This window comes from Streptomyces sp. NPDC051315, assembly GCF_044455165.1.
GTDB lineage: Bacteria > Actinomycetota > Actinomycetes > Streptomycetales > Streptomycetaceae > Streptomyces.
On sequence record NZ_JBITEN010000001.1, the window covers coordinates 1 to 22589 of the forward strand.

General features: G+C 73.2%; 17 protein-coding genes and 1 pseudogene. 9 read left to right on the forward strand and 9 right to left on the reverse strand.

Annotated features, from left to right (window positions below; all coding sequences use genetic code 11):
* Positions 1–345: 345 nt before the first annotated feature.
* Positions 346–1233 (forward strand): hypothetical protein, encoded by an 888-nt coding sequence (locus ACIBBD_RS00005; protein WP_399416931.1) that lies wholly within the window; start codon positions 346–348, stop codon positions 1231–1233.
* A gap of 5 nt (positions 1234–1238) precedes the next feature.
* On the opposite strand, the gene ACIBBD_RS00010 is transcribed toward ACIBBD_RS00005, so the two are convergent.
* Together ACIBBD_RS00010 and ACIBBD_RS00015 are read right to left on the reverse strand one after the other, a co-directional pair.
* Complete coding sequence (locus ACIBBD_RS00010; RefSeq protein ID WP_399416932.1) at positions 1239–2144, reverse strand: SDR family oxidoreductase; 906 nt, start codon at positions 2142–2144, stop codon at positions 1239–1241.
* A gap of 1 nt (position 2145) precedes the next feature.
* Entirely contained in the window at positions 2146–2886 is a 741-nt protein-coding gene (locus tag ACIBBD_RS00015) for an SDR family oxidoreductase (RefSeq protein ID WP_399416933.1), read from the reverse strand.
* Between the two features lie 54 nt (positions 2887–2940).
* Here ACIBBD_RS00015 and ACIBBD_RS00020 point away from each other — a divergent pair, with 54 nt between their 5' ends.
* Genes ACIBBD_RS00020 through ACIBBD_RS00035 form a run of 4 tightly spaced genes read left to right on the forward strand, consistent with a single transcriptional unit; the run spans position 2941 to position 6405 of the window.
* The gene (locus ACIBBD_RS00020) at positions 2941–3687 is read left to right on the forward strand and encodes an enoyl-CoA hydratase family protein (protein WP_399416934.1); all 747 of its coding nucleotides are present in this window, start codon (positions 2941–2943) and stop codon (positions 3685–3687) included.
* Positions 3684–4535, forward strand: a complete 852-nt coding sequence (locus ACIBBD_RS00025) for a CoA transferase subunit A (protein WP_399416935.1) — start codon at positions 3684–3686, stop codon at positions 4533–4535. Before ACIBBD_RS00020 ends, ACIBBD_RS00025 begins: the two co-directional genes overlap by 4 nt.
* Positions 4532–5299, forward strand: a complete 768-nt coding sequence (locus ACIBBD_RS00030) for a CoA-transferase subunit beta (RefSeq protein WP_399416936.1) — start codon at positions 4532–4534, stop codon at positions 5297–5299. The genes ACIBBD_RS00025 and ACIBBD_RS00030 overlap by 4 nt, the downstream gene beginning before the upstream one ends.
* A complete protein-coding gene (locus tag ACIBBD_RS00035; RefSeq protein WP_399416937.1) occupies positions 5299–6405 on the forward strand; it encodes an NAD(P)H-dependent flavin oxidoreductase in 1107 nt (368 codons plus the stop codon). Before ACIBBD_RS00030 ends, ACIBBD_RS00035 begins: the two co-directional genes overlap by 1 nt.
* Here ACIBBD_RS00035 and ACIBBD_RS00040 read toward each other — a convergent pair.
* The 3 genes from ACIBBD_RS00040 to ACIBBD_RS00050 are packed head-to-tail and all read right to left on the reverse strand — an operon-like array spanning position 6389 to position 8989.
* A complete protein-coding gene (locus tag ACIBBD_RS00040; protein WP_399416938.1) occupies positions 6389–7546 on the reverse strand; it encodes an acetyl-CoA C-acetyltransferase in 1158 nt (385 codons plus the stop codon). The two genes, ACIBBD_RS00035 and ACIBBD_RS00040, sit on opposite strands and share 17 nt — an antisense overlap.
* A gap of 17 nt (positions 7547–7563) precedes the next feature.
* Positions 7564–8175: a TetR/AcrR family transcriptional regulator gene (locus ACIBBD_RS00045; protein ID WP_399416939.1), complete on the reverse strand. Its 612-nt coding sequence runs from the start codon at positions 8173–8175 to the stop codon at positions 7564–7566.
* 22 nt (positions 8176–8197) lie between these two features.
* Positions 8198–8989, reverse strand: coding sequence for an SDR family oxidoreductase (locus ACIBBD_RS00050; RefSeq protein ID WP_399416940.1), 792 nt, complete (start codon positions 8987–8989; stop codon positions 8198–8200).
* Between the two features lie 60 nt (positions 8990–9049).
* On the opposite strand from ACIBBD_RS00050, the gene ACIBBD_RS00055 reads away from it, so the two are divergent.
* Positions 9050–10189, forward strand: a complete 1140-nt coding sequence (locus ACIBBD_RS00055) for an acyl-CoA dehydrogenase family protein (RefSeq protein WP_399416941.1) — start codon at positions 9050–9052, stop codon at positions 10187–10189.
* The gene (locus tag ACIBBD_RS00060) at positions 10189–11139 is read left to right on the forward strand and encodes an acyl-CoA dehydrogenase family protein (protein ID WP_399416942.1); all 951 of its coding nucleotides are present in this window, start codon (positions 10189–10191) and stop codon (positions 11137–11139) included. The genes ACIBBD_RS00055 and ACIBBD_RS00060 overlap by 1 nt, the downstream gene beginning before the upstream one ends.
* Before the next feature lie 7 nt (positions 11140–11146).
* Here ACIBBD_RS00060 and ACIBBD_RS00065 read toward each other — a convergent pair whose 3' ends face one another.
* The 4 genes from ACIBBD_RS00065 to ACIBBD_RS00080 form a co-directional block, all read right to left on the reverse strand.
* Positions 11147–11875, reverse strand: a complete 729-nt coding sequence (locus ACIBBD_RS00065; RefSeq protein WP_399416943.1) for a vWA domain-containing protein — start codon at positions 11873–11875, stop codon at positions 11147–11149.
* A gap of 181 nt (positions 11876–12056) precedes the next feature.
* Positions 12057–13520: a glutamate synthase subunit beta gene (locus ACIBBD_RS00070; RefSeq protein ID WP_399416944.1), complete on the reverse strand. Its 1464-nt coding sequence runs from the start codon at positions 13518–13520 to the stop codon at positions 12057–12059.
* Positions 13513–18114: a glutamate synthase large subunit gene (gene gltB, locus ACIBBD_RS00075; protein ID WP_399416945.1), complete on the reverse strand. Its 4602-nt coding sequence runs from the start codon at positions 18112–18114 to the stop codon at positions 13513–13515. The genes ACIBBD_RS00070 and gltB overlap by 8 nt, the downstream gene beginning before the upstream one ends.
* A gap of 394 nt (positions 18115–18508) precedes the next feature.
* Positions 18509–19240: a VIT1/CCC1 transporter family protein gene (locus ACIBBD_RS00080; protein ID WP_399416946.1), complete on the reverse strand. Its 732-nt coding sequence runs from the start codon at positions 19238–19240 to the stop codon at positions 18509–18511.
* Between the two features lie 270 nt (positions 19241–19510).
* Between ACIBBD_RS00080 and ACIBBD_RS00085 the strand changes: the two are divergent.
* A pseudogene (locus tag ACIBBD_RS00085) lies at positions 19511–20518 on the forward strand (ADP-ribosylglycohydrolase family protein); the annotation flags it as partial.
* A gap of 551 nt (positions 20519–21069) precedes the next feature.
* Positions 21070–22587, forward strand: a complete 1518-nt coding sequence (locus tag ACIBBD_RS00090) for an ADP-ribosylglycohydrolase family protein (RefSeq protein ID WP_399417560.1) — start codon at positions 21070–21072, stop codon at positions 22585–22587.
* Positions 22588–22589: the final 2 nt, after the last annotated feature.

The window sequence follows — 22589 nt, forward strand, 5'->3', positions numbered from 1 at the left end:
CCCCCCCCCCCCCCCCCCCCCCCCCCCCCCCCCCCCCCCCCCCCCCCCCCCCCCCCCCCCCCCCCCCCCCCCCCCCCCCCCCCCCCCCCCCCCCGCTCCCGCCGTCTCGCGGGTACGGGCCGCGCCGCCACGGACCGCTCCCGCCGTCTCGCGGGTGCGGGACCGTTCGGGGCAAGCCCGACCGCTTTCGCCGTCTCGCGGGTGCGGGAGCGTTCGAGGGCGCGCCGAGTGCTTCCGCCGTCCTGCCGGTGCGGGGCGCTCGTGTCGGCCGGCTTTGGGGGGCGGGTCTTCTGCGGGGGCTCGTACAGTGGGTAGCGGGTTCGCGGGCGTCTTGGGGGTGCGGGCGTGGGCAGCGGTGGAGCGGTGGAACACGGGTATCCGCATCTGGAGACGGTGCGGGGCGCCATCACGGCGCTCTACCGGCGGTTGTCCTACGACACCGTCCGTCTGTTCGACACCAGCGTGGCGCCGGTCGACGTGGCGTTCTGCGACACCGACGATCTTCACTTGGGGGCGCAGCGGGTGGCGCGGGAGCTGGTGCGGCACTTCCGGCTGCCGGATGCCCGGCTGGTCGTCGGCTTCCGCGAGATGGAGCACGCGGCGAACGTCGAACTGGCGGCGGGGCCGGAGTACTTCGTGGAGCTGAACGACCGGTTCCGTAGGCATCGGCGGGACATCGGGGCGGCTCTGGCGCACGAGATCACGCATGTGTTCCTGCACCGGCTGGATCTGTCGTTCCCGGGCACGCGCGACAACGAGATCCTGACGGACACGGCGACGACGTATCTGGGCGCGGGGTGGCTGCTGCTCGACGCCTACCGGGAGGACGCGGACTCGTCGCAGAAGCTGGGGTATCTGACTCCGGAGGAGTTCGGGTACGTGCTGGCCAAGCGAGCGGTGCTGTTCGGTGAGGATCCGTCGGTGTGGTTCACCAGTCCGCAGGCGTACACGGCGTATGTGCGGGGGCGGGACCGGGCCCGGCTCGATGAGCAGCAGCCGCCGTTGACGGCAGCGGGATGGGCCGGCCGGCGGCGCTACTTCCGGGATCGCCGTCATGCGCAGGACCGCCGGCCCGTGGCGGACGCCGTGTACGCGTTCGTGCCGGACGCCCGGGGGCCGCTGCGGGTCACGTTTCCGTGTCCGACCTGTCATCAGCGGATCGGGGTGCCGGTGCGGGGGCGGGTGCGGGCGCGGTGTGCGCTGTGCAGGACGGTGCTGGAGTGTGACACGTAGGCGGCTCAGGCCCCGTGGACCGGTGCCGGCGGCTCGGCCTCGGCGAGGAGCCTGCGTGCGGTCTCGCCGGCTTGCGCCGGGGTCCGGCGGGCTGCCTCGTCGGCGGTGGGGCCCGGGCGCCAGCCCTCCATGACCGTGATGCGGCCGCCCTCCGCCTCGAAGACCCGGCCGGTGACGCCGGTGCTCGCCGGGGAGCCGAGCCAGACGACGAGGGGGGAGACGTTGTCGGGGGCCATCGGGTCGAAGCCGGTGGCGGGGGCGGCCATGGTCTCGGCGAAGGTGTGTTCGGTCATGCGGGTGCGGGCGGCCGGGGCGATCGCGTTGACCTGGACGCCGTAGCGGGCCAGTTCGGCGGCCGCGACGAGGGTCAGGGCGACGATGCCGGCCTTCGCGGCGCTGTAGTTGGCCTGTCCGAGCGAGCCCAGCAGTCCGGCGCCGCTGCTGGTGTTGACGACGCGGGCGGTGGGGGTGCGGCCTGCCTTGGTCTCGGCCCGCCAGTGCGCGGCGGCGTGCCGGAGGGGGAGGAAGTGGCCCCTGAGGTGGACGCGTACGACGGCGTCCCAGTCGTCGTCGGTGAGGTTGACCAGCATGCGGTCGCGCAGGAAGCCGGCGTTGTTGACGAGGGTGTCGAGCCGGCCGTACGTGCGCAGTGCGGTGGTCACGAGGGAGGCGGCGCCCTCGGGTGTGGTGATGTCGTCGGTGTGTGCCACCGCCTCGCCGCCCGCGCGGCGGATCTCCTCGGCGACGCGGGCGGCCGGGGTGTCGGGGTGGGGGGTGCCGTCGAGGCCGACGCCGAGGTCGTTGACGACGACGCGGGCGCCCTCGGCGGCGAAGGCGAGGGCGTGGGAGCGGCCGAGGCCGCGGCCGGCGCCGGTGACGGCGACGACCCGTTCCGCGCAGAGTGCGCTCATCTCAGTTCTCCCTGTTGGCGGTTGCCGCGTCCAGGAACGCGGGTCGTTCGCCGCCGCCGTGGACGAGCAGGCTCGCTCCGGTGATGTAGGCGGCGGCTCGCGAGGCGAGGAAGACGGCCGCGGCGCCGACGTCGGAGGGTTCGGCGAGGCGACCGAGCGGGACGGTGCGGGAGACGGCGGCGATGCCGTCGTCGTCGCCGTAGTGGAGGGGGGACCGCTCGGTGCGGACCATGCCGACGACGAGGGTGTTGACGCGGACGTCCGGCGCCCATTCCACGGCCATCGAGCGGGCGAGGTTCTCCAGTCCCGCCTTGGCCGCTCCGTAGGCGGCCGTGCCGGGCGAGGGGCGGCTGCCGCTGACGCTGCCGATCATCACGACCGAGCCCCGGCTGCGGCGCAGGTGGTCGTGGGCGGCGAGGGAGACGGTCAGCGGGGCGAGGAGGTTGAGTTCCAGGACGCGCAGGTGCCGTTCGGCGTCGGCGTGGGCGAGGGGGCGGTGGGGGGCGCCGCCCGCGTTGTTGACGAGGACGTCGAGGCGGGGCAGCGCGGTGAAGAAGTGCCGTACGGCGTCGGCGTCGCGGACGTCCAGCGGCTGGAACCGCGTTCTGGGCACGGGGGCGTCCGGCGGGCGGCGGGCGCAGACCAGGACCTGGGCGCCGGTCTCGGCGAAGGCCCGTGCGATGCCGGCGCCGACGCCCCGGGTGCCGCCGGTGACGACCACGACCCTCCCGTTCGGCTTCATTCGCCGCTACCCTTCGTCTAACAAACGTTTGGTGGAAAGGTAGCTGATGCTTCCATGGGTGTCTCCACCTCGTCCCCGGAAAAGGGGATGTCCGTCGTCACCGTCGACTTCCCGCCGGTGAACGCGCTGCCCGCGGACGGCTGGTTCGCGCTGGCCGACGCCGTGCGCGCGGCCGGCCGTGATCCGGAGGTCCGGTGCGTGGTGCTGGCGGCCGAGGGGCGGGGGTTCAACGCGGGCGTGGACATCAAGGAGATCCAGAGGCGGGGGCGGGCCGCGCTGGCCGCCGCCAACCGGGGCTGCTTCGCGGCGTTCTCGGCGGTGTACGAGTGCGAGGTGCCCGTGGTGGCGGCGGTGCAGGGCTTCTGCTTGGGCGGGGGCGTCGGCCTGGTGGGGAACGCGGACGTGATCGTGGCGAGCGAGGACGCCGTCTTCGGCCTGCCCGAGCTGGACCGGGGGGCGCTGGGCGCCGCCACGCACCTGGCCCGGCTGGTCCCCCAGCACCTGATGCGCGCCCTGTACTTCACCTCGCGCACGGTCACGGCGGCGGAGCTGCACCGGCACGGGTCGGTGTGGCGGGTCGTCCCGCGTGACGGGCTCGCGTCGGCCGCGCGGGAGCTGGCCCGCGAGATCGCCGCCAAGGACGGTGAGCTGCTGCGGCTGGCCAAGGCCGCGCTCAACGGCATCGACCCGGTCGACGTGCGCCGCAGCTACCGCTTCGAGCAGGGTTTCACCTACGAGGCGAGCGTCACCGGGGTGGCGGACCGGATCCGTGACGGGTTCGGGAGGGAGAGCGCCGGATGAGGGACAAGACGATGACCGCCGACGAGGTGGTCTCGCGGCTGGAGAGCGGGATGACCCTCGGCATCGGCGGCTGGGGCTCGCGCCGCAAGCCGATGGCGCTGGTGCGGGCCCTGCTGCGTTCCGCCGTCACCGACCTCACGGTCGTCTCGTGCGGCGGCCCGGACGTGGGCATGCTCGCGGCCGCCGGCCGGATCCGCGAACTGGTCACCGCCTTCGTCACCCTCGACTCGATCCCGCTCGAACCGCACTACCGGGCGGCACGCGAGCGGGGCGCCCTGGAGCTGACGGAGGTCGACGAGGCGATGTTCCTGTGGGGGCTGCGCGCGGCCGCCCACCGGTTGCCCTTCCTGCCCGTGCGCGCCGGGCTCGGATCGGACGTGATGCGGGTCAACCCCGGCCTGCGCACGGTGACCTCGCCGTACGAGGACGGGGAGACGTTCGTCGCGATGCCCGCCCTGCGGCTGGACGCGGCGCTGGTGCACGTGGGGCGGGCCGACCGGCGGGGCAACGGGCAGTACCTCGGTCCGGACCCCTACTTCGACGACCTGTTCTGCGAGGCGGCCGACGCGGCCTACGTCTCCTGCGAGCGGATCGTGGACACGGCCGAGCTGACGAAGGAGGCCGCGCCGCAGACGCTGCTGATCAAGCGGCACACGGTGACGGGCGTGATCGAGACACCGCACGGCGCGCACTTCACGTCCTGCGCGCCCGACTACGGGCGGGACGAGGTGTTCCAGCGGGAGTACGCGCGCCTGCCGTGGGCGGAGTTCACCGGCCGGTTCCTGGACGGCGGGGGCGAGCAGGGGTACCGGGCGGCCGTGCGGACCTGGCACGGGGAGCGGCCGTGACCGACGTCGACCGCCACGGGGTGGGCGCCCCCGCACCCGCCCCTCTCCCGCCGCCCACCCGGGCCGAGTACTGCGTGATCGCCTGCGCCGAGGCCTGGCGGGGCGCGGGCGAGGTCCTGGCGAGTCCGATGGGGCTGGTCCCGTCCATCGGTGCGCGGCTCGCCCGGCGTACCTTCGCGCCGGAGCTGCTGCTGACCGACGGCGAGGCGATGCTGGTGGACGCGGACGGCGCCGTGGAGGGCTGGCTGCCGTACCGGCAGCACCTGGCCCTGGCGGCCGGCGGGCGGCGCCACGTGATGATGGGCGCGAGCCAGCTCGACCGGTACGGCAACCAGAACATCTCCTGCATCGGCGACTGGGCGCAGCCGAGACGGCAGCTGCTCGGGGTGCGCGGCGCGCCCGTCAACACCCTGAACCACCCGACGAGTTACTGGGTCCCGAAGCACTCCCGGCGGGTCTTCGTCGAGCGGGTCGACATGGTGTGCGGAGTGGGCTACGACCGGGCCGGCGGCGCCCGCCACCACCGTCTCGTGCGGGTCGTCACCGACCTGTGTGTCCTGGACTTCGCCACGCCCGACCGCTCGCTGCGGCTGGCGTCGCTGCATCCGGGAGTGACGGTGGAGCGGGTACGGGAGGCGACGGGGTTCGCGCTCACCGTCCCGGACGAGGTGCCGTGCACCCGCGGACCGACGGCGCAGGAGCTGCGGCTGATCCGCGAGGTGCTCGATCCGCACGGCACCCGGGCCCGCGAGGTGCCGCACTGATGGAGACCGCGCTCACCCGGCTGGTCGGGGTCCGCCACCCGATCGTGCAGACCGGGATGGGGTGGGTGGCGGGCCCCCGTCTGGTGTCGGCGGCGGCGAACGCGGGCGCGCTGGGCGTGCTGGCGTCGGCGACCATGACCGTCGACCGGCTGCGCGAGGCGGTGCGGGAGGTGAGGTCCCGTACCGACGCGCCGTTCGGGGTGAATCTCCGCGCGGACGCGGGCGACGCCGGTGACCGGGTCCGGGTCATCATCGACGAGGGGGTGCGGGTCGCGTCCTTCGCGCTCGCCCCCTCCCGCGAGCTGATCGCCGAACTGAAGGCGGCGGGCGTCGTCGTCATCCCCTCCGTCGGCGCGCGCCGGCATGCGGAGAAGGTCGCCGCGTGGGGGGCGGACGCGGTGCTCGTGCAGGGCGGGGAGGGGGGCGGGCACACCGGTGAGGTGGCGACGACGGTGCTGCTGCCGCAGGTGGTGGACGCCGTGGACGTTCCGGTCGTGGCGGCGGGCGGGTTCTTCGACGGGCGGGGCCTGGTCGCGGCGCTGGCGTACGGGGCGGCGGGGGTCGCCATGGGCACCCGGTTCCTGCTGACGTCGGACTCGACGGTGCCGGACGCGGTGAAGGCGCGGTACCTGGCGGCGACGGTACGGGACGTGACGGTGACACGGGCGGTGGACGGTCTGCCGCACCGCATGCTGCGCACGGACTTCGTCGACTCCCTGGAGCGGACCGGGCGGGCCGGGGCGCTCGTCCGGGCGCTGCGCCACGCGTCCGGCTTGCGGAGGCTGTCCGGCCTCACCTGGCGCCGGATGGTGCGCGACGGGCTCGCCATGCGGCACGGCAAGGAGCTGTCCTGGAGTCAGGTGCTGCTCGCGGCGAACACGCCGATGCTGCTGAGGTCGGCGATGGTGGACGGCCGCACGGATCTGGGGGTGATGGCGTCGGGGCAGGTCGCCGGGGTGATCGACGACCTGCCGTCGTGCGCGGAACTGGTGGAGCGGATCGTGCGGGAGGCGGAGGGCACCTTACGGTCCCTCGGGGCGCAGGAGCCGCTGCGAGCAGGACACCGCGCGGCTGCGGCCGGTGCTCGCGTCAGACCCGCTCGATGATCGTCACGTTGGCCTGTCCGCCGCCCTCGCACATGGTCTGGAGGCCGAACCGGCCGCCGGTGCGCTCCAGTTCGTGCAGCAGGGTGGTCATCAGCCGGGCGCCGGTGGCGCCGAGGGGGTGGCCGAGGGCGATAGCGCCGCCGTTGGTGTTGACCCTGGCGGGGTCCGCGCCGGTCTCCTTCAGCCAGGCCAGGACGACCGGCGCGAACGCCTCGTTGATCTCGACGAGGTCGATGTCGTCGATCGTCAGGCCGGTCTTCCTCAGGGCGTGGGCGGTGGCGGGGATGGGGGCCGTCAGCATGCGGATCGGGTCCTCGCCGCGCACGCAGAGGTGGTGCACGCGGGCCCGGGGGCGCAGCCCGTGCGCGCGGACGGCGTCCTCGGAGGCCAGCAGCAGGGCTGCGGCGCCGTCGGAGACCTGCGAGGAGCAGGCGGCGGTGATCGTGCCGCCGTCGAGGACCGGCCTGAGCGCGGCCATCTTCGCCAGGGAGGTGTCCCGGCGCGGCCCCTCGTCGACGGTGACGTCGCCGTAGGGCACGGTCTCCCGTTCGAAGCGGCCCTCGTCCATCGCGCGGACCGCCCGCTCGTGGGAGCGCAGCGCGTACTCCTCCTGGTCCGGCCGGCTGATGCCCCACGTGGCGGCGATCATCTCGGCGCCGGCGAACTGGTTGACGGGGCGGTCTCCGTAGCGGGCCCGCCAGCCCTCGCTGCCAGCGAAGGGGCCCTGGGTGAGGCCGAGCGGCTCGGCGGCCTGCCGGGTGGCGAAGGCGATCGGGATCTGCGACATGTTCTGCACGCCGCCGGCGACGACCAGGTCCTGCGTGCCGGAGAGCACGGCCTGCGCGGCGAAGTGCACCGCCTGCTGCGAGGACCCGCACTGCCGGTCCACGGTCACGCCGGGCACCTCCTCGGGCAGTCCGGCCGCCAGCCAGCAGGTGCGGGCGATGTCCCCGGCCTGCGGCCCGACGGCGTCCAGGCAGCCGAGGACGACGTCCTCGACGGCGGCCGGGTCCACGCCGGTGCGGGCCATCAGTTCCTTGAGCACATGGGCGCCGAGGTCGGCGGGGTGCACCCCGGCGAGCCCTCCCCCGCGCCGCCCCACGGGCGTGCGGACCGCTTCGACGATGTAGGCCTCGGCCATGGCGACTCCCCAGTCGGTCAGGTACGTACGGCGATCCCGTCCAGCACCATCGACAGGTACTGCCGGGCGATCTCCTCCGGGCTGTGCTGTCCGCCGGGCCGGTACCAGGAGGCGGCGACCCAGACGGTGTCGCGGACGAACCGGTAGGTGAGCCGGACGTCGAGGTCGGACCGGAAGACGCGGGCGGTGACGCCGCGCTCCAGGGTGGACAGCCACGCCTGCTCGAACCGGCGCTGCGACTCGGCGAGGAACGCGAACCGGTCCTGCGCCACCAGCTGTCTGCTCTCCTTCTGGTAGATCGCGACGGCGGCGCGGTGCCGGTCGATCTCCCGGAACGACTCGGTGACCAGCGCCTCGAGCGTCTCGCGCGGCCCGAGGCCGGCGCCCAGGACGGTGTCGTAGCCGTCCCAGAGCTCGTCGAGGAAGGTGCGCAGGATCTCCTCGAGCATCGACTCCTTGGAGTCGAAGTGGTAGTAGAGGCTGCCCGCGAGCATGCCCGCGTGGTCCGCGATCCGGCGCACGGTGGTGGCGTTGTAGCCCTGCTCGGCGAAGACCTCGGCGGCGGTGTCGAGGAGTTCGCGGCGGCGGGCGGGCGCGGCGGTCACCTGGGGTTTCTTCTTCGTAGGCACGCGCACATTGTCGCCCCCCGGCTCAGGCCCGCTGGCTGCTGACCGACACGGTCTCGCCGGTCATGTACGAGGAGTAGCCGGACGCCAGGAAGACGATCACGTTGGCCACCTCCCAGGGCTCGGCGTGGCGCCCGAACGCCTCGCGCGCGGTGAGCTCCTCCAGCAGCTCGGGCGTCGTCACCTTCGCGAGGTGGGGGTGCAGGGCGAGGCTCGGTGAGACGGCGTTGACCCGTACGCCGTGGGGTGCCGCCTCGACGGCGGCGCAGCGGGTCAGTGCCATCACGCCGGCCTTCGCCGCCGCGTAGTGCGCCTGCCCGGTCTGGGCGCGCCAGCCGGCGACGGAGGCGTTGTTGACGATCACGCCGCCGCGCGCCTGGTCGCGGAAGTGCCGCAGGGCGGCCCGGGTGCAGCGGAAGGTCCCGTTGAGCGTGACGTCCAGGACCCGGGACCACTGCTCGTCGGTCATGTCGACGAGCGTCGCGGTGCCGCCGAGTCCGGCGTTGTTGACGACGACGTCCAGGCGCCCGTGCGCCCGTACGGCCGCGTCGAACAGCGCCCGCACCTGGGCCTCGTCGGTGACGTCGCAGGCGGCCGCGGTGACCGACGCCTCGCCGAACTCCCGGGCCAGGGCCGCCCGGTGCTCCGTCAGCCGCCGTGTGTGGGCGTCGCTGATCAGTACGCGTGCGCCCTCCTCCAGGAAGCGCCGCGCGGTGGCCCCGCCGATGCCCGCGCCGGCCGCCGCCGTGATGACGGCGGTGCGTCCGCTGAGCAGCCCGTGTCCGGGGACGTACGCCGGACCCTCGACGTCTGTCATGACAGCACGCTAACCTACCAAACACTTGTTAGGGAAGGACGCCCGCGAAGGACGGTGACCGTGGACCTCTCGCTCTCCCCCGCGGACGAGGCGTTCCGGGCCGAGGCCCGCGCCTGGCTCGCCGAGCACGTGCCCGCCGCCCCGCTGCCCTCCCTGGAGACCGCCGAGGGCTTCGCCGCGCACCGCGGCTGGGAGGCCGAACTGGCCGCGGACCGCTGGTCGGTGGTCGACTGGCCGGCGCGGTACGGCGGCCGGGCCTCGGGTCTGGTCCGCTGGCTGCTCTTCGAGGAGGAGTACTACGCGGCCGGAGCCCCCGGACGCGTCAACCAGAACGGCGTCGCTCTGCTCGCGCCCACCCTCTTCGGCCACGGCACCGAGGAGCAGCGCGCCCGCGTCCTGCCGCCCATGGCCACCGGCGAGGTGATCTGGGCGCAGGCCTGGTCGGAGCCCGAGGCCGGCTCGGACCTGGCGTCCTTGAGGTCCAGGGCGGTCCGCACGGACGGCGGCTGGCTGCTCAGCGGCCAGAAGACCTGGTCCTCCCGGGCGGCCTTCGCCGACCGCGCCTTCGGCCTGTTCCGCAGCGAGCCCGGCACGCCCGAGCCCCACCAGGGCCTGACGTACCTGATGTTCGGCCTGCGGGACCCCGGCGTCACCGTCCGGCCCATCGGCCGGCTCGACGGGAAGCCGGCGTTCGCCGAGGTGTTCCTGGACGAGGTGTTCGTGCCCGACGAGGACGTGATCGGCGAGCCCGGCCAGGGCTGGCGGATCGCGATGTCGACGGCCGTCGACGAGCGCGGGCTCACCCTCCGTTCCCCGGGGCGGTTCCTCGCCTCGGCCGGCCGTCTCCACGCCCTGTGGCGGGCCCAGGGCAGCCCCCGGTGCGCCGGGAGGGGCGTCGCCGACGCCCTGATCGACGCCCGCGCCTACCAGCTGTTCACGTACGCCGCCGCCTCCCGCGTCCTGGCGGGCGAGGCGCTCGGGCCGGAGTCCAGCCTGAACAAGGTCTTCTGGTCCGAGTACGACATCGCGCTGCACGAGACGGCCCTGGACCTGCTGGGCCGGGACGGCGAGACGGCGGACACCGACTGGTCGCAGGGGTACGTCTTCTCCCTCGCCGGCCCCATCTACGCGGGGGCGAACGAGATCCAGCGCGACCTCATCGCCGAACGCCTGCTCGGCCTGCCGAAGGGACGCCGCTGATGCGCTTCCTCCTCGACGCCGACCAGCGGGCCTTCGCCGGCGCGTTGCACGCGATGCTCAGGTCCGCGGACACGCCCTCGGCGGTACGGGACTGGAGCCGCGGCGACCCCACGGGCGGCCGCGCGCTGTGGTCCCGTATCGCCGAGGCCGGTGTCTTCGGCCTGGCGGTCCCGGAGGAGTACGGGGGAGCGGGCGCGCGGCCCGTGGAACTCGCCGTCGCCTTCGTCGAACTGGGGCGCCACGCGGTGCCGGGACCCCTCGTGGAGACGGTGACGGCGGCCGTGCTGCTCGCCGGGACGCCGCACGCCGGACGGTTCCTGCCGGGGCTCGCGGCCGGCGAGGCGATGGCGACGCTGGCGCACGGCGACGCCTACGCCGTGGACGCGGACCTGGCGACCCACCGCTTCTCCCTCACCCCCGACGGCCTCCACCTGGCCGCCGGCCACGGACCGGTCCGCCCCTCCCTCGACCCCGCCCGCCGCCTCGCGCCCCTTCTCGCGGGCGGCGAACTGCTCACCGCGCGGCCGCCCTGGCCGCACGCCCTCCGCTGGGCCCGGCTCGCCACCGCCGCACAGGCCCTCGGTGTGGGGCTCGCGCTCCTCGACCGGACCGTGGCCCACGTCCTGCGGCGGGTGCAGTTCGGGGTTCCCACCGGCTCGTTCCAGGCGGTCAAGCACCGGCTGGCGGACGCCACGATCGCGCTGGAGTTCGCGCGCCCCCTGGTTCTCGGCGCGGCGCTGACCATGACTGCGGCCGACGTGGCCGCCGCGAAGGCCCGCGCCTGCGAAGCCGCGTACACCACGGCCCGTACGGCGCTGCAACTGCACGGCGCGATCGGCTACACGGCGGAGTACGACCTGTCCCTCTGGCTGACCAGGGCCCGCGCGCTGCGCACCGCGTGGGGCAGCCCCGACGAGTGCCGTGCGGAGGTGCTCGGCGCCCGCGTCTGACCGCGCGTCACGCGCCCGGCCGGACGATCCCCTGCGCCCGGGCCGCCACCAGCCACGTGGGGAACTCCCCCACGAGCCGGTCGTACAGCTCCGCGTCCGGCACCCTCCGGGGGTCCTGACCGGCATGGAAGAAGCCGGCGTTGTCGACGACGCGCCGGTCCGGCACGGACAGCTCGTCGAGCTTGCGCAGGTAGTCGAACTGCCGGCTGCCCGGGTCGCCGAAGCCGATGAACTGCCAGAACAGCGGTAGCCGCGCCGCCTTGCACAGGTACCGCTCCGCGGCGAGCTTGTTGACCGGGCCGCCGTCGGTCTGGAAGACGACCAGGGCGGGCGCGGTGGAACCGCTGTCGAGGTAGTGGTCGATGACGGCGTCCATCGCGAGGTGGTAGCTGGTCCTGCCCATGTGGCCGAGGCCCGCCACGATCCGCTCGATCCGCCCCCGGTGGTCGGCGAGGGCGATGTCGGTGACGGCGTCGACGTCCGTGGAGAAGAACACGACCGGCACCCTGCCGTCGTCGTCCAGGTGCGCGGACAGCCCCAGCACGCGGTCGGCGAGCGCCTGCACACTGCCGTCCTGGTAGTACGGCTTCATGGACCCCGAGTAGTCGACCACGAGGTAGACGGCGGCCCGCAGTCCGTCCAGGCCGTGCTGGGTGAGGGAGACACCGGCGGTCTTGTACAGGCTGACGAGCGCGGGCGCCGTCTCCTGGACCTTGCTGAGACTGATCGCGACCATGGGGCACACCCTCCCACACCCGGACATGTGACAGCGCCTGCCCGGTCGTCCGGTCGGGGACTGTGGGGCAGGCGCCGTCTGGGGGGAGGCCCGGGGAGTGCATCCCCCCGGGCGTCCCGCCCGTACGCCGTTGTACGGGGCGTCTGTGGGTGACCGTCAGGTCACGGGTCCGTCGGGACCGTCAGACCATCAGCGCGCGGTCCGTCGGCCGGATCGGGGCCGGCAGGTCGCTGGTGCCGGTCAGGAAGCGGTCGACGCCGCGGGCGGCCGAGCGGCCCTCCGCGATCGCCCACACGATGAGGGACTGGCCGCGGCCGGCGTCACCGGCGACGAACACGCCCGGCACGTTGGTCTGGAAGTCGGCGTCGCGGGCGACGTTGCCGCGTTCGTCGAGCTCCAGGCCGAACTGCTCCACCAGGCCGTTCTCACGGTCCGTACCGGTGAAGCCCATGGCCAGCGTCACCAGCTGGGCGGGGATCTTGCGCTCCGTGCCCGGCTTCGGGGTCAGCCTGCCCTCGACGAACTCCACCTCGGTGAGGTGCAGCCACTGGACGTTGCCGTCCTCGTCGCCCTCGAAGTGGGTGGTCGAGACCGAGTAGACCCGCTCGCCGCCCTCCTCGTGGGCCGAGGTGACCTTGTACAGCATCGGGAAGGTCGGCCACGGCTGGGAGACCGGGTTCCGCTCGTCGTTCGGGCGGGGCATGATCTCCAGCTGCGTGACGGAGGCCGCGCCCTGGCGGTGGGCGGTGCCCACGCAGTCCGCGCCGGTGTCGCCACCGCCGATGACGACGACGTGCTTGCCCTCGGCCGAGATCGGGGGCGCCACGAAGTCGCCCTCCTGGACCTTGTTGGCCAGGGGCAGGTACTCCATGGCCTGGTAGACGCCCTTGAGCTCGCGGCCCGGCACCGGCAGGTCGCGGGCGGTCGTCGCGCCGGCGGCGATGACGACCGCGTCGTACCGCTTCTTCAGGTCGGTCGCCTTGAGATCGCGGCCGATCTCGACACCGGTGCGGAAGCGGGTGCCCTCCGCGCGCATCTGCTCGATGCGGCGGTTGATGTGCCGCTTCTCCATCTTGAACTCGGGGATGCCGTACCGGAGGAGGCCTCCGATGCGGTCCGCGCGCTCGTAGACGGCGACCGTGTGGCCGGCCCGGGTCAGCTGCTGGGCGGCGGCCAGGCCCGCCGGGCCCGAGCCGATGACCGCGACCGTCTTCCCGGACAGGCGCTCGGGGATCTGCGGGGCGACGTCCCCGGTCTCCCACGCCTTGTCGATGATCGAGACCTCGACGTTCTTGATGGTGACCGGCGGCTGGTTGATGCCCAGCACGCACGCCGACTCGCAGGGCGCCGGGCACAGCCGCCCGGTGAACTCCGGGAAGTTGTTCGTGGCGTGCAGGCGCTCGGAGGCGGCGCCCCAGTCCTCGCGGTAGGCGTAGTCGTTCCACTCGGGGATCAGGTTCCCCAGCGGACAGCCGTTGTGGCAGAAGGGGATGCCGCAGTCCATGCACCGGCTGGCCTGCTTGCTGATGATCGGCAGCAGCGAGCCGGGTTCGTAGACCTCGTTCCAGTCCTTCAGGCGCACCTCGACCGGGCGGGACTTGGCGACCTCGCGGCCGTGGTTGAGAAAGCCCTTGGGATCAGCCATTGGTCGCCGCCTCCATCATCTTCTCGGTGATCTCGGTCTCGGAGAGACCGGCTCGCTCGGCGGCGTCCTTGGCGGCGAGCACTGCCTTGTACGTGCTGGGGATGATCTTGCTGAAGCGCGCCACGGACGCGTCCCAGTCGGAGAGGAGCTTCTCGGCGACCGTCGAGCCGGTCTCCTCGGCGTGGCGGCGCACCACGTCGTGCAGCCACTGCTTGTCCGTGTCGTCCAGCGCCTCGATCGCGTCGAGGTTGCCGACGTTGACGTTGTCGCGGTCCAGGTCGATCACGTAGGCGACACCGCCGGACATGCCGGCCGCGAAGTTGCGGCCCGTCTCGCCGAGGACCACCGCGTGACCGCCGGTCATGTACTCGCAGCCGTGGTCGCCCACGCCCTCGGAGACGACCGTCGCGCCGGAGTTGCGGACGCAGAACCGCTCGCCGGTCCGGCCGCGCAGGAACAGCTCACCGCCGGTCGCGCCGTACGCGATGGTGTTGCCCGCGATCGTGGAGTACTCGGCGAGGTGGTCGGCGGCCCGGTCGGGACGGACGATCACCCGGCCGCCGGACAGGCCCTTGCCGACGTAGTCGTTGGCGTCGCCCTCCAGGCGCAGCGTGACACCGCGCGGCAGGAAGGCGCCGAAGGACTGGCCCGCGCTGCCGGTGAAGGTGATGTCGATGGTGTCGTCGGGCAGACCGGCCCCGCCGAACTTCTTCGTCACCTCGTGGCCGAGCATGGTGCCGACCGTGCGGTTGATGTTGCGGATGGAGATCTGGGCGCGCACCGGCTGGGCGTCAGTCGCCGAGTCGGCGGCCAGGGCGTCGGCGGCGAGCTTGATCAGCTCGTTGTCGAGCGCCTTCTCCAGGCCGTGGTCCTGCTCGATCAGCTGGTGGCGCACCGCGCCCTCGGGCAGCTCGGGCACGTGGAACAGCGGAGCCAGGTCGAGGCCCTGCGCCTTCCAGTGGTCGACGGCGCGCGCGACGTCGAGGACCTCGGCGTGGCCGACGGCCTCCTCGATCGAGCGGAAGCCCAGCTCGGCGAGGAGCTCGCGGACCTCCTGCGCGATGAACTCGAAGAAGTTCACCACGTACTCGGCCTTGCCGGAGAACCGGTCGCGCAGCGTCGGGTTCTGGGTGGCGATGCCGACCGGGCAGGTGTCCAGGTGGCAGACGCGCATCATGACGCAGCCGGAGACGACGAGCGGCGCGGTCGCGAAACCGAACTCCTCGGCGCCGAGCAGCGCGGCGATGACCACGTCGCGGCCGGTCTTCAGCTGGCCGTCGGTCTGCACGACGATGCGGTCGCGCAGGCCGTTGAGCAGCAGCGTCTGCTGGGTCTCGGCGAGGCCGAGCTCCCAGGGGCCGCCCGCGTGCTTGAGCGAGGTCAGCGGGGAGGCACCCGTACCGCCGTCGTGGCCGGAGATGAGCACGACGTCCGCGTGCGCCTTGGACACACCCGCCGCGACCGTGCCGACACCGACCTCGGAGACCAGCTTCACGTGAATCCGCGCCTGCGGGTTCGCGTTCTTCAGGTCGTGGATCAGCTGGGCCAGGTCCTCGATGGAGTAGATGTCGTGGTGCGGCGGCGGGGAGATCAGGCCGACGCCGGGGGTGCTGTGCCGGGTCTTGGCGACCCAGGGGTACACCTTGTGGCCGGGCAGCTGGCCGCCCTCGCCGGGCTTGGCGCCCTGGGCCATCTTGATCTGGATGTCGTCCGCGTTGACCAGGTACTCCGAGGTCACGCCGAAGCGGCCGGAGGCGACCTGCTTGATGGCGCTGCGGCGCGCCGGGTCGTACAGGCGGTCCGGGTCCTCGCCGCCCTCACCGGTGTTGGACTTGCCGCCCAGCTGGTTCATGGCGATGGCGAGGGTCTCGTGCGCCTCCTTGGAGATGGAGCCGTACGACATGGCGCCGGTGGAGAAGCGCTTGACGATCTCGGAGACCGGCTCGACCTCGTCGATGGAGATCGGCTGACGGTCCTCGCTCTTGAAGCCGAACAGGCCGCGGAGCGTCATGAGGCGCTCGGACTGCTCGTTCACGCGGTCCGTGTACTTCTTGAAGATGTCGTAGCGGCCGGTGCGCGTGGAGTGCTGGAGGCGGAAGACCGTCTCCGGGTCGAACAGGTGCGGCTCGCCCTCGCGGCGCCACTGGTACTCGCCGCCTATCTCCAGCGCGCGGTGGGCCGGCGCGATGCCGCTGGCCGGGTACGCCTTGGCGTGGCGGGCGGCGACCTCCTGGGCGACGACGTCGATGCCGACGCCGCCGATCTTGGTGGCCGTACCGCTGAAGTACTTGTTGACGAACCCCTCGTCGAGGCCGACGGCCTCGAAGACCTGGGCGCCGCGGTAGGAGGCGACGGTCGAGATGCCCATCTTGGACATGACCTTCAGGACGCCCTTGCCGAGGGCGTAGATCAGGTTGCGGATGGCCTTCTCGGGCTCGATGCCGGGCAGGAACGTCCCGGCGCGGACCAGGTCCTCGACGGACTCCATCGCCAGGTACGGGTTGACGGCGGCGGCGCCGAAGCCGATGAGCAGGGCGACGTGGTGGACCTCGCGGACGTCACCGGCCTCCACCAGCAGGCCCACCTGGGTGCGCTGCTTGGTGCGGATGAGGTGGTGGTGGACGGCCGCGGTGAGCAGCAGCGACGGGATCGGCGCGTGCTCGGCGTCGGAGTGGCGGTCCGACAGGACGATCAGCCGGGCACCGTTGTCGATGGCGGCGTCGGCCTCGGCGCAGATCTCGTCGATGCGCGCGGCGAGGGCGTCACCGCCGCCGTGCACCCGGTACAGGCCGGACAGGGTCGCGGCCTTGAAGCCGGGCATGTCGCCGTCGGCGTTGATGTGGATGAGCTTGGCCAGTTCGTCGTTGTCGATGACCGGGAACGGCAGGGTGACGGTCCGGCACGACGCGGCGGTCGGCTCCAGCAGGTTGCCCTCGGGGCCCAGCGACGAGCGCAGGGAGGTGACCAGCTCCTCGCGGATCGCGTCCAGCGGCGGGTTGGTGACCTGCGCGAACAGCTGGGTGAAGTAGTCGAAGAGCAGGCGCGGGCGGGAGGACAGCGCGGCGATCGGCGAGTCGGTGCCCATCGAACCGATCGGCTCGGCGCCGGCCTTGGCCATCGGCGCGAGGATGACGCGGAGCTCTTCCTCGGTGTAGCCGAAGGTCTGCTGGCGGCGGGTGACCGAGGCGTGGGTGTGCACGATGTGCTCGCGCTCGGGCAGGTCGCACAGCTCGATCTCGCCGGCCTCGAGCCACTCGGCGTACGGCTTCTCGGCGGCGAGCTGCGCCTTGATCTCGTCGTCCTCGATGATGCGGTGCTCGGCGGTGTCGACGAGGAACATCTTGCCGGGCTGCAGGCGGCCCTTGCGGACGACCTTGGCGGGGTCGATGTCGAGGACGCCGACCTCGGAGCCGAGGACGACGAGGCCGTCGTCGGTGACCCAGTAGCGGCCGGGGCGCAGGCCGTTGCGGTCGAGCACGGCGCCGACCTGGGTGCCGTCGGTGAAGGTGACGCAGGCCGGGCCGTCCCAGGGCTCCATCATCGTGGAGTGGAACTGGTAGAAGGCGCGTCGGGCCGGGTCCATGGAGTCGTGGTTCTCCCACGCCTCCGGGATCATCATCAGCACGGAGTGCGGGAGCGAACGGCCGCCGAGGTGCAGCAGTTCGAGCACCTCGTCGAAGGACGCCGAGTCGGAGGCGTCCGGCGTACAGACCGGGAAGATGCGCTCGATGGCCTTCTCGTCGGTGCCGAACAGGTCGGAGACGAGCTGCGACTCGCGGGCGCGCATCCAGTTGCGGTTGCCCTTGACGGTGTTGATCTCACCGTTGTGCGCGACGAAGCGGTACGGGTGGGCGAGCGGCCAGCTCGGGAAGGTGTTCGTGGAGAAGCGCGAGTGGACCAGGGCGACGGCCGAGGCGAAGCGGCGGTCGGACAGGTCGGGGAAGAACGGCTCCAGCTGACCGGTGGTCAGCATGCCCTTGTAGACGATGGTCCGCGCGGACAGCGACGGGAAGTAGACGCCGACCTCGCGCTCGGCGCGCTTGCGCAGCACGAACGCCTTGCGGTCGAGGGCGATGTCCTTGCTCGTGCCGTCGGCGACGAAGACCTCCCGGAAGAGGGGCATCGTCGAACGCGCGGTGGCGCCGAGGAGCTCGGGCGCGACGGGGACCTCACGCCAGCCGAGGACCGTGAGGCCCTCCTCGCCGGCGATCGACTCGATCTGCGAGACGGCCTCGGCCGCGGTCTCCTCCGGCAGGAAGGCGATACCGACGGCGTAGGCACCGGCCTCGGGCAGCTCGAACCCGGCCACCTCGCGGAAGAAGGCGTCGGGGACCTGGGTGAGGATGCCCGCACCGTCGCCGGAGTCCGGCTCGGAGCCGGTGGCGCCGCGGTGCTCGAGGTTGCGCAGAACGGTCAGCGCCTGCTCGACCAGCGTGTGGCTCGCCTCGCCGGTGAGGGTGGCCACAAAGCCGACGCCACAGGCGTCGTGCTCGTTGCGGGGGTCGTACATACCCTGCGCAGCAGGGCGAGCATCCATGAACGACCAGTTCTGGCCATTCGTGGAGTGCTGGGACGGCTGGCGCGGCGTACGCATCGGCTCTCCCGTCGTCGTCAAGTGGCATATGCAGATTGCCGAGGGACGACGTTGGCCCTCTGCGTAGGTGCAAAATTTCGTGCAGGTTACATGATGGAGCGGTTCTCGGGAACCGGATACTCCGTTCCAACATGCGGACGCCGCGGGGTGGCGACGGGGGGCGCCGCGGGGTAGCGGCAAGCGCCGCACACAACGGCTTGAAGTATGTGGGGACCGAACGGGACAGATCAGTGTCCGTCGGTCCGAATCGGCGGGGAGGGCGACGTCGTCCACCCCGCGAGTGCGCCGCAGGCGTCATTGCCCACAGCGCTTACGGCTCATGCCCGGTGGTTAAGCGCTCGAAACCAGCGAGTAACGGCTACTTATACGGCCCATCGCATAAGTAGCAGGCGGCTTATCCTACGGCCGTTCCGAAGAAACTGCCCAGGGCGTACGTCACACCGGCCGCCGCACCTCCGAGGAGGAGCTGCCGCAGACCGCTGTACCACCAGGTGCGCGCGGTCACCCTGGCCACGACCGCACCGCACAGGAAGAGCCCGAGCAGCGCGAGCAGCACGGCCGGCCACAGCGCGGTCGCCCCCAGCAGATACGGCAGGACGGGCAGCAGGGCGCCCAGCGCGAAGGAGCCGAAGCTGGAGACGGCGGCGACCAGCGGCGACGGCAGATCGCCGGGGTCGATACCCAGCTCCTCGCGGGCGTGGATCTCCAGCGCCTGCTCGGGATCGCGCGACAACTGCCGGGCGACCTGCCGGGCGAGCAGCGGCTCGACGCCCCGCGCCTCGTACAGCGCGGCGAGCTCGGCCTCCTCGTCCTTGGGGTGCTTCCTCAGCTCCCGCCGCTCGACGTCGAGCTCGGCCTCGACCAGCTCGCGCTGCGAGGCCACGGAGGTGTACTCACCGGCGGCCATGGAGAAGGCGCCGGCGGCGAGGCCGGCGAGGCCGGTCAGCACGATGGTCTGCTGGGCGACCGACCCGCCCGCGACACCGGTCATCAGGGCGAGGTTGGAGACGAGGCCGTCCATCGCGCCGAAGACGGCGGGGCGCAGCCAGCCGCCGCTCACGTCCCGGTGCGTGTGGTTGTCACGGTGCGCCTCATGCAGCGCGGCCTCGGTTTCGATGATCACCATGCGTCCCCCAATGAAGCTAAGCCACAGCTAAGTCTGGACTGGTTCTACTTTTCGACAACACTCAGAATACGTCCGCACATTCCCGCCCGCCAGCAAGGAAAGGCTGGGCTAACCTGCGGTTTTCCCGCTCTTCGCTCATACGATCGCCAGGCCGCACAGATGTCGACCGGGTGACATGAGGGGCTGCCAGGCTCGGGTCAACCGCCGACGGTGGGACACATCCGCAAAGGGCTCCGCGCCCGTGCGGAACCCCCGGAGGAGAGGCCCCGTATGGCATCGATCGCCTGCATCCCCCCGGTTCCGGCGCCCGGGGACGCCGCCGAACTCCGCGAACGGGCCCGTGGCGCACTGCTCGGACTCGCCGTGGGGGACGCCCTCGGAGCACCGGCCGAGAACATGAAGCCCTCGCAGATCCGCGCCCGCTGGGGCCGCATCACGGGCTACGTCACCGAGAAGCCGGCCGGGACGGACGACACCGAGTACGCGATCTTCTCGGGCCTGCTGCTGGCCCGCCACGGCTCCGCGCTCACCCCCGCCCACGTGGAGGCGGCCTGGCACGAGTGGATCGCCGACCGCGCCGAGGGCCCCTTCCGCGGAGCCGGCTTCAGCGAGCGGGGCACGCTGGAGAACCTCCGCCGGGGCCTGGCCGCCCCCATCTCCGCCCAGCACCGGCACGCCTGGAGCGACGGCCTCGCCATGCGCGCGGCCCCCTTCGGCGTCTTCGCCGCCGGCCGCCCCGCCGAGGCGGCCCGCCTGGTCGCCATCGACGGCTCGGTCAGCCACGACGGGGAGGGCATCTACGGCGGTCAGGCGGTCGCGGCGGGCGTGGCGGCGGCGATGGCGGGCGCGCCCACGGTCGCGGTGGTCGCCTCGGCCCTCGCCGTCGTCCCCGACGACTCCTGGACGGCCCGCTCCCTGCGCCGCGCGGTGGCGGTGGCCCACCGGGGTGAACGCGCGGTCCGCTCGGCGGTCGTGATCGGCGGCTACCCCTGGACCGACCTGGCCCCCGAGGCGGTCGCCCTCGCCTTCGGCGCGTACGCGGCGGCCGACGGCGACTTCACCCAGGCCGTCCTCACCGCCGTGAACATGGGCCGCGACGCCGACACCACGGCGGCGGTGGCCGGCGCGCTGGCCGGCGCGACCCAGGGCGAGTCGGCCATCCCGGCGGAGTGGGCCGCCGCCATCGGCCCCGCCCGGGGCAGCTGCCTGCCCTCGATGGCCGGCCACCACGTCCTCGACGTGGCAGAACTGCTGACGCCCGGCGAAGACGGGAGGTGGAGACCGGTGGGAAGAGCGGCGGGATCGGGGGGACAGAGGGGACTGGTGCAACTGGAGGGGTTGGAGGGACTGAAGGGACTGGAGGTACAGGCACTGGAGGGACAGGAGGGACCTGCGCGACCAGCAGGACCGGCGGGAGCGGAGCCCGGGAGACCGTCAGGGCGGGGAGGACCGGGAGGACCGGGAGGACCAGCGAGACACGTGGGACTGCGGGGATGCGGGAAACCGGCGGGACTGGGGGCATCGGCGGGACGAGGGGCATCGGCGGGATGGGAGGGACCACGGCGCTTCGTACCGGCGGAGATGCCGGTACGCGGTGAGTCCTCGGCCCCACACACCTCCGAGGCCCACTCATGAGGCCACCGGGACCGTGGGAGGACGGAACGGCGGTCGGCGCGAGCGAGCTTCGGCTCACCGGCGATCCCGACGATCCGACGGCCACGGCGGAACCGGACGGACTCGGGACGGCCGCAGAGCCGGACGGGCCCGGGACGGCCGCAGAGCCGGACGGGCCCGTGATCCTGGTCGCGGCGGAGCCGGACCGGCTTGCGATGTCGACGGCCACGGCGGAGCCGGAGGGGCCGGTCGTCCTGGTCACGGTGGAGCCGAAGGCGGCAGCGGTCGCGGCGGAGCGGGACGGGTCGACGGCCACGGCGAAGCCGGACGGGCCTGCCTGCACGACGCTCACGGCGGAGCCGAAGGCTGCGACGGCCACGGCGAAGCCGGACGGGCTCGCCGTCGCGACGGTCACGGCGGAGCCCCACGCGGCAACGGTGACGGCGGAGCCGGACGGGCCCGCGGTCGCCGGCGGCGGGGACGCCCCACAAGGGCCACCCGCGCCCGACGACGACGGCCGCACGGGTGGTGCGGGTGGTGCGGGTGCGAAACATCCCCTGGCCGAGGGCGGAGCCGAGGCCGCAGCGCAGGCCGCGGCCACACCCCACCCGCACAGCCACCCCCGCCGCACCGAGGGCCTCCTGCTCGGCCTGGCCGCGGGCGACGCCGCCGGCTGGCCCGCCGCCCGTCATCGAGCGGCTCGTATGCCGGACTGGACCCGCCGCCTCACCCGCGAGCTGGACACCTTCGCCGAGCAGAACGCGACCACCACCCTCCCCGTCCCCATCGCCCTCAACCAGCCCCCCGAACCCCTCCGCCTCGGCCCCTCCGACGACGCCGAGTGGGCCGCCTTCGCCGCGGAGGCCGTCCTGCGCGCCGGCGACGACAGCGCCCTCGGCGACCTGAGCCGCGACCGCCGTACCCGCGCCGCCATCGACCTCACCTGGAACGCGATCGCCGGCGAGGTCGCGGCGGCAGCCGACCGCGCCCCCGAGATCGAGTCGGCCGTACTGCCCCTGCGCGCCCGCATCTCCGTCCGCGCCGGTCTCGGCAACCTCGCCGCCGGCCTGCGCCCGCCCGCCACCGGCCACGACAACCCGCACTACTTCGACGACGCGGCCTGCGTACGCGCCTGCGTGCTGGCCGTGGCCCACCCCGGCGACCCCGGACGCGCCGCCGGGCTCGCCGAGTTCGACGCCCGCTACACCCAGGACGGCGACGGTGTGCACGGCGCCCGGGCGATGGCGGCGGCACTGGCGCTGGCCCTCGTCGGCGCGGACGCCGAGACCTGCGTGGCGGCGGCCCTCGCCGAACTGCCCGAGGAGACGGAGATCGGCCGCAACGCCCGCCACGCTTTGAAACTGGCCGGCGCCGCCGAGAGCGCGTTCGCCCTGGTCCCGCTGCTGGAACACCAGATCGTCGACCACGTCTACAGCTACGGCATCGCCGCCGCCGAGACGGTCCCCGTCGCCCTGGCCCTCGCCATGGCGTCCGGCGGCCGCATCGCCGAGGCCGTACCGGCGGCGGCCTGTCTGTCCCGGGTCGCGGACTCCGCTCCCGCCCTCGTCGGCGCTCTGACCGGCGCGCTGGGTGGCGGCGGCGCGATCCCGGACACCTGGCGCGACACCTGCCGCACCCTCTCCGGCTGCGCCCTCCCCCGCCTCACCGGCACCGACCTGGTGGAACTCGCCGAACTCCTGGAAGCCGCACAACCGGCCCCACCAGGAGGATGATT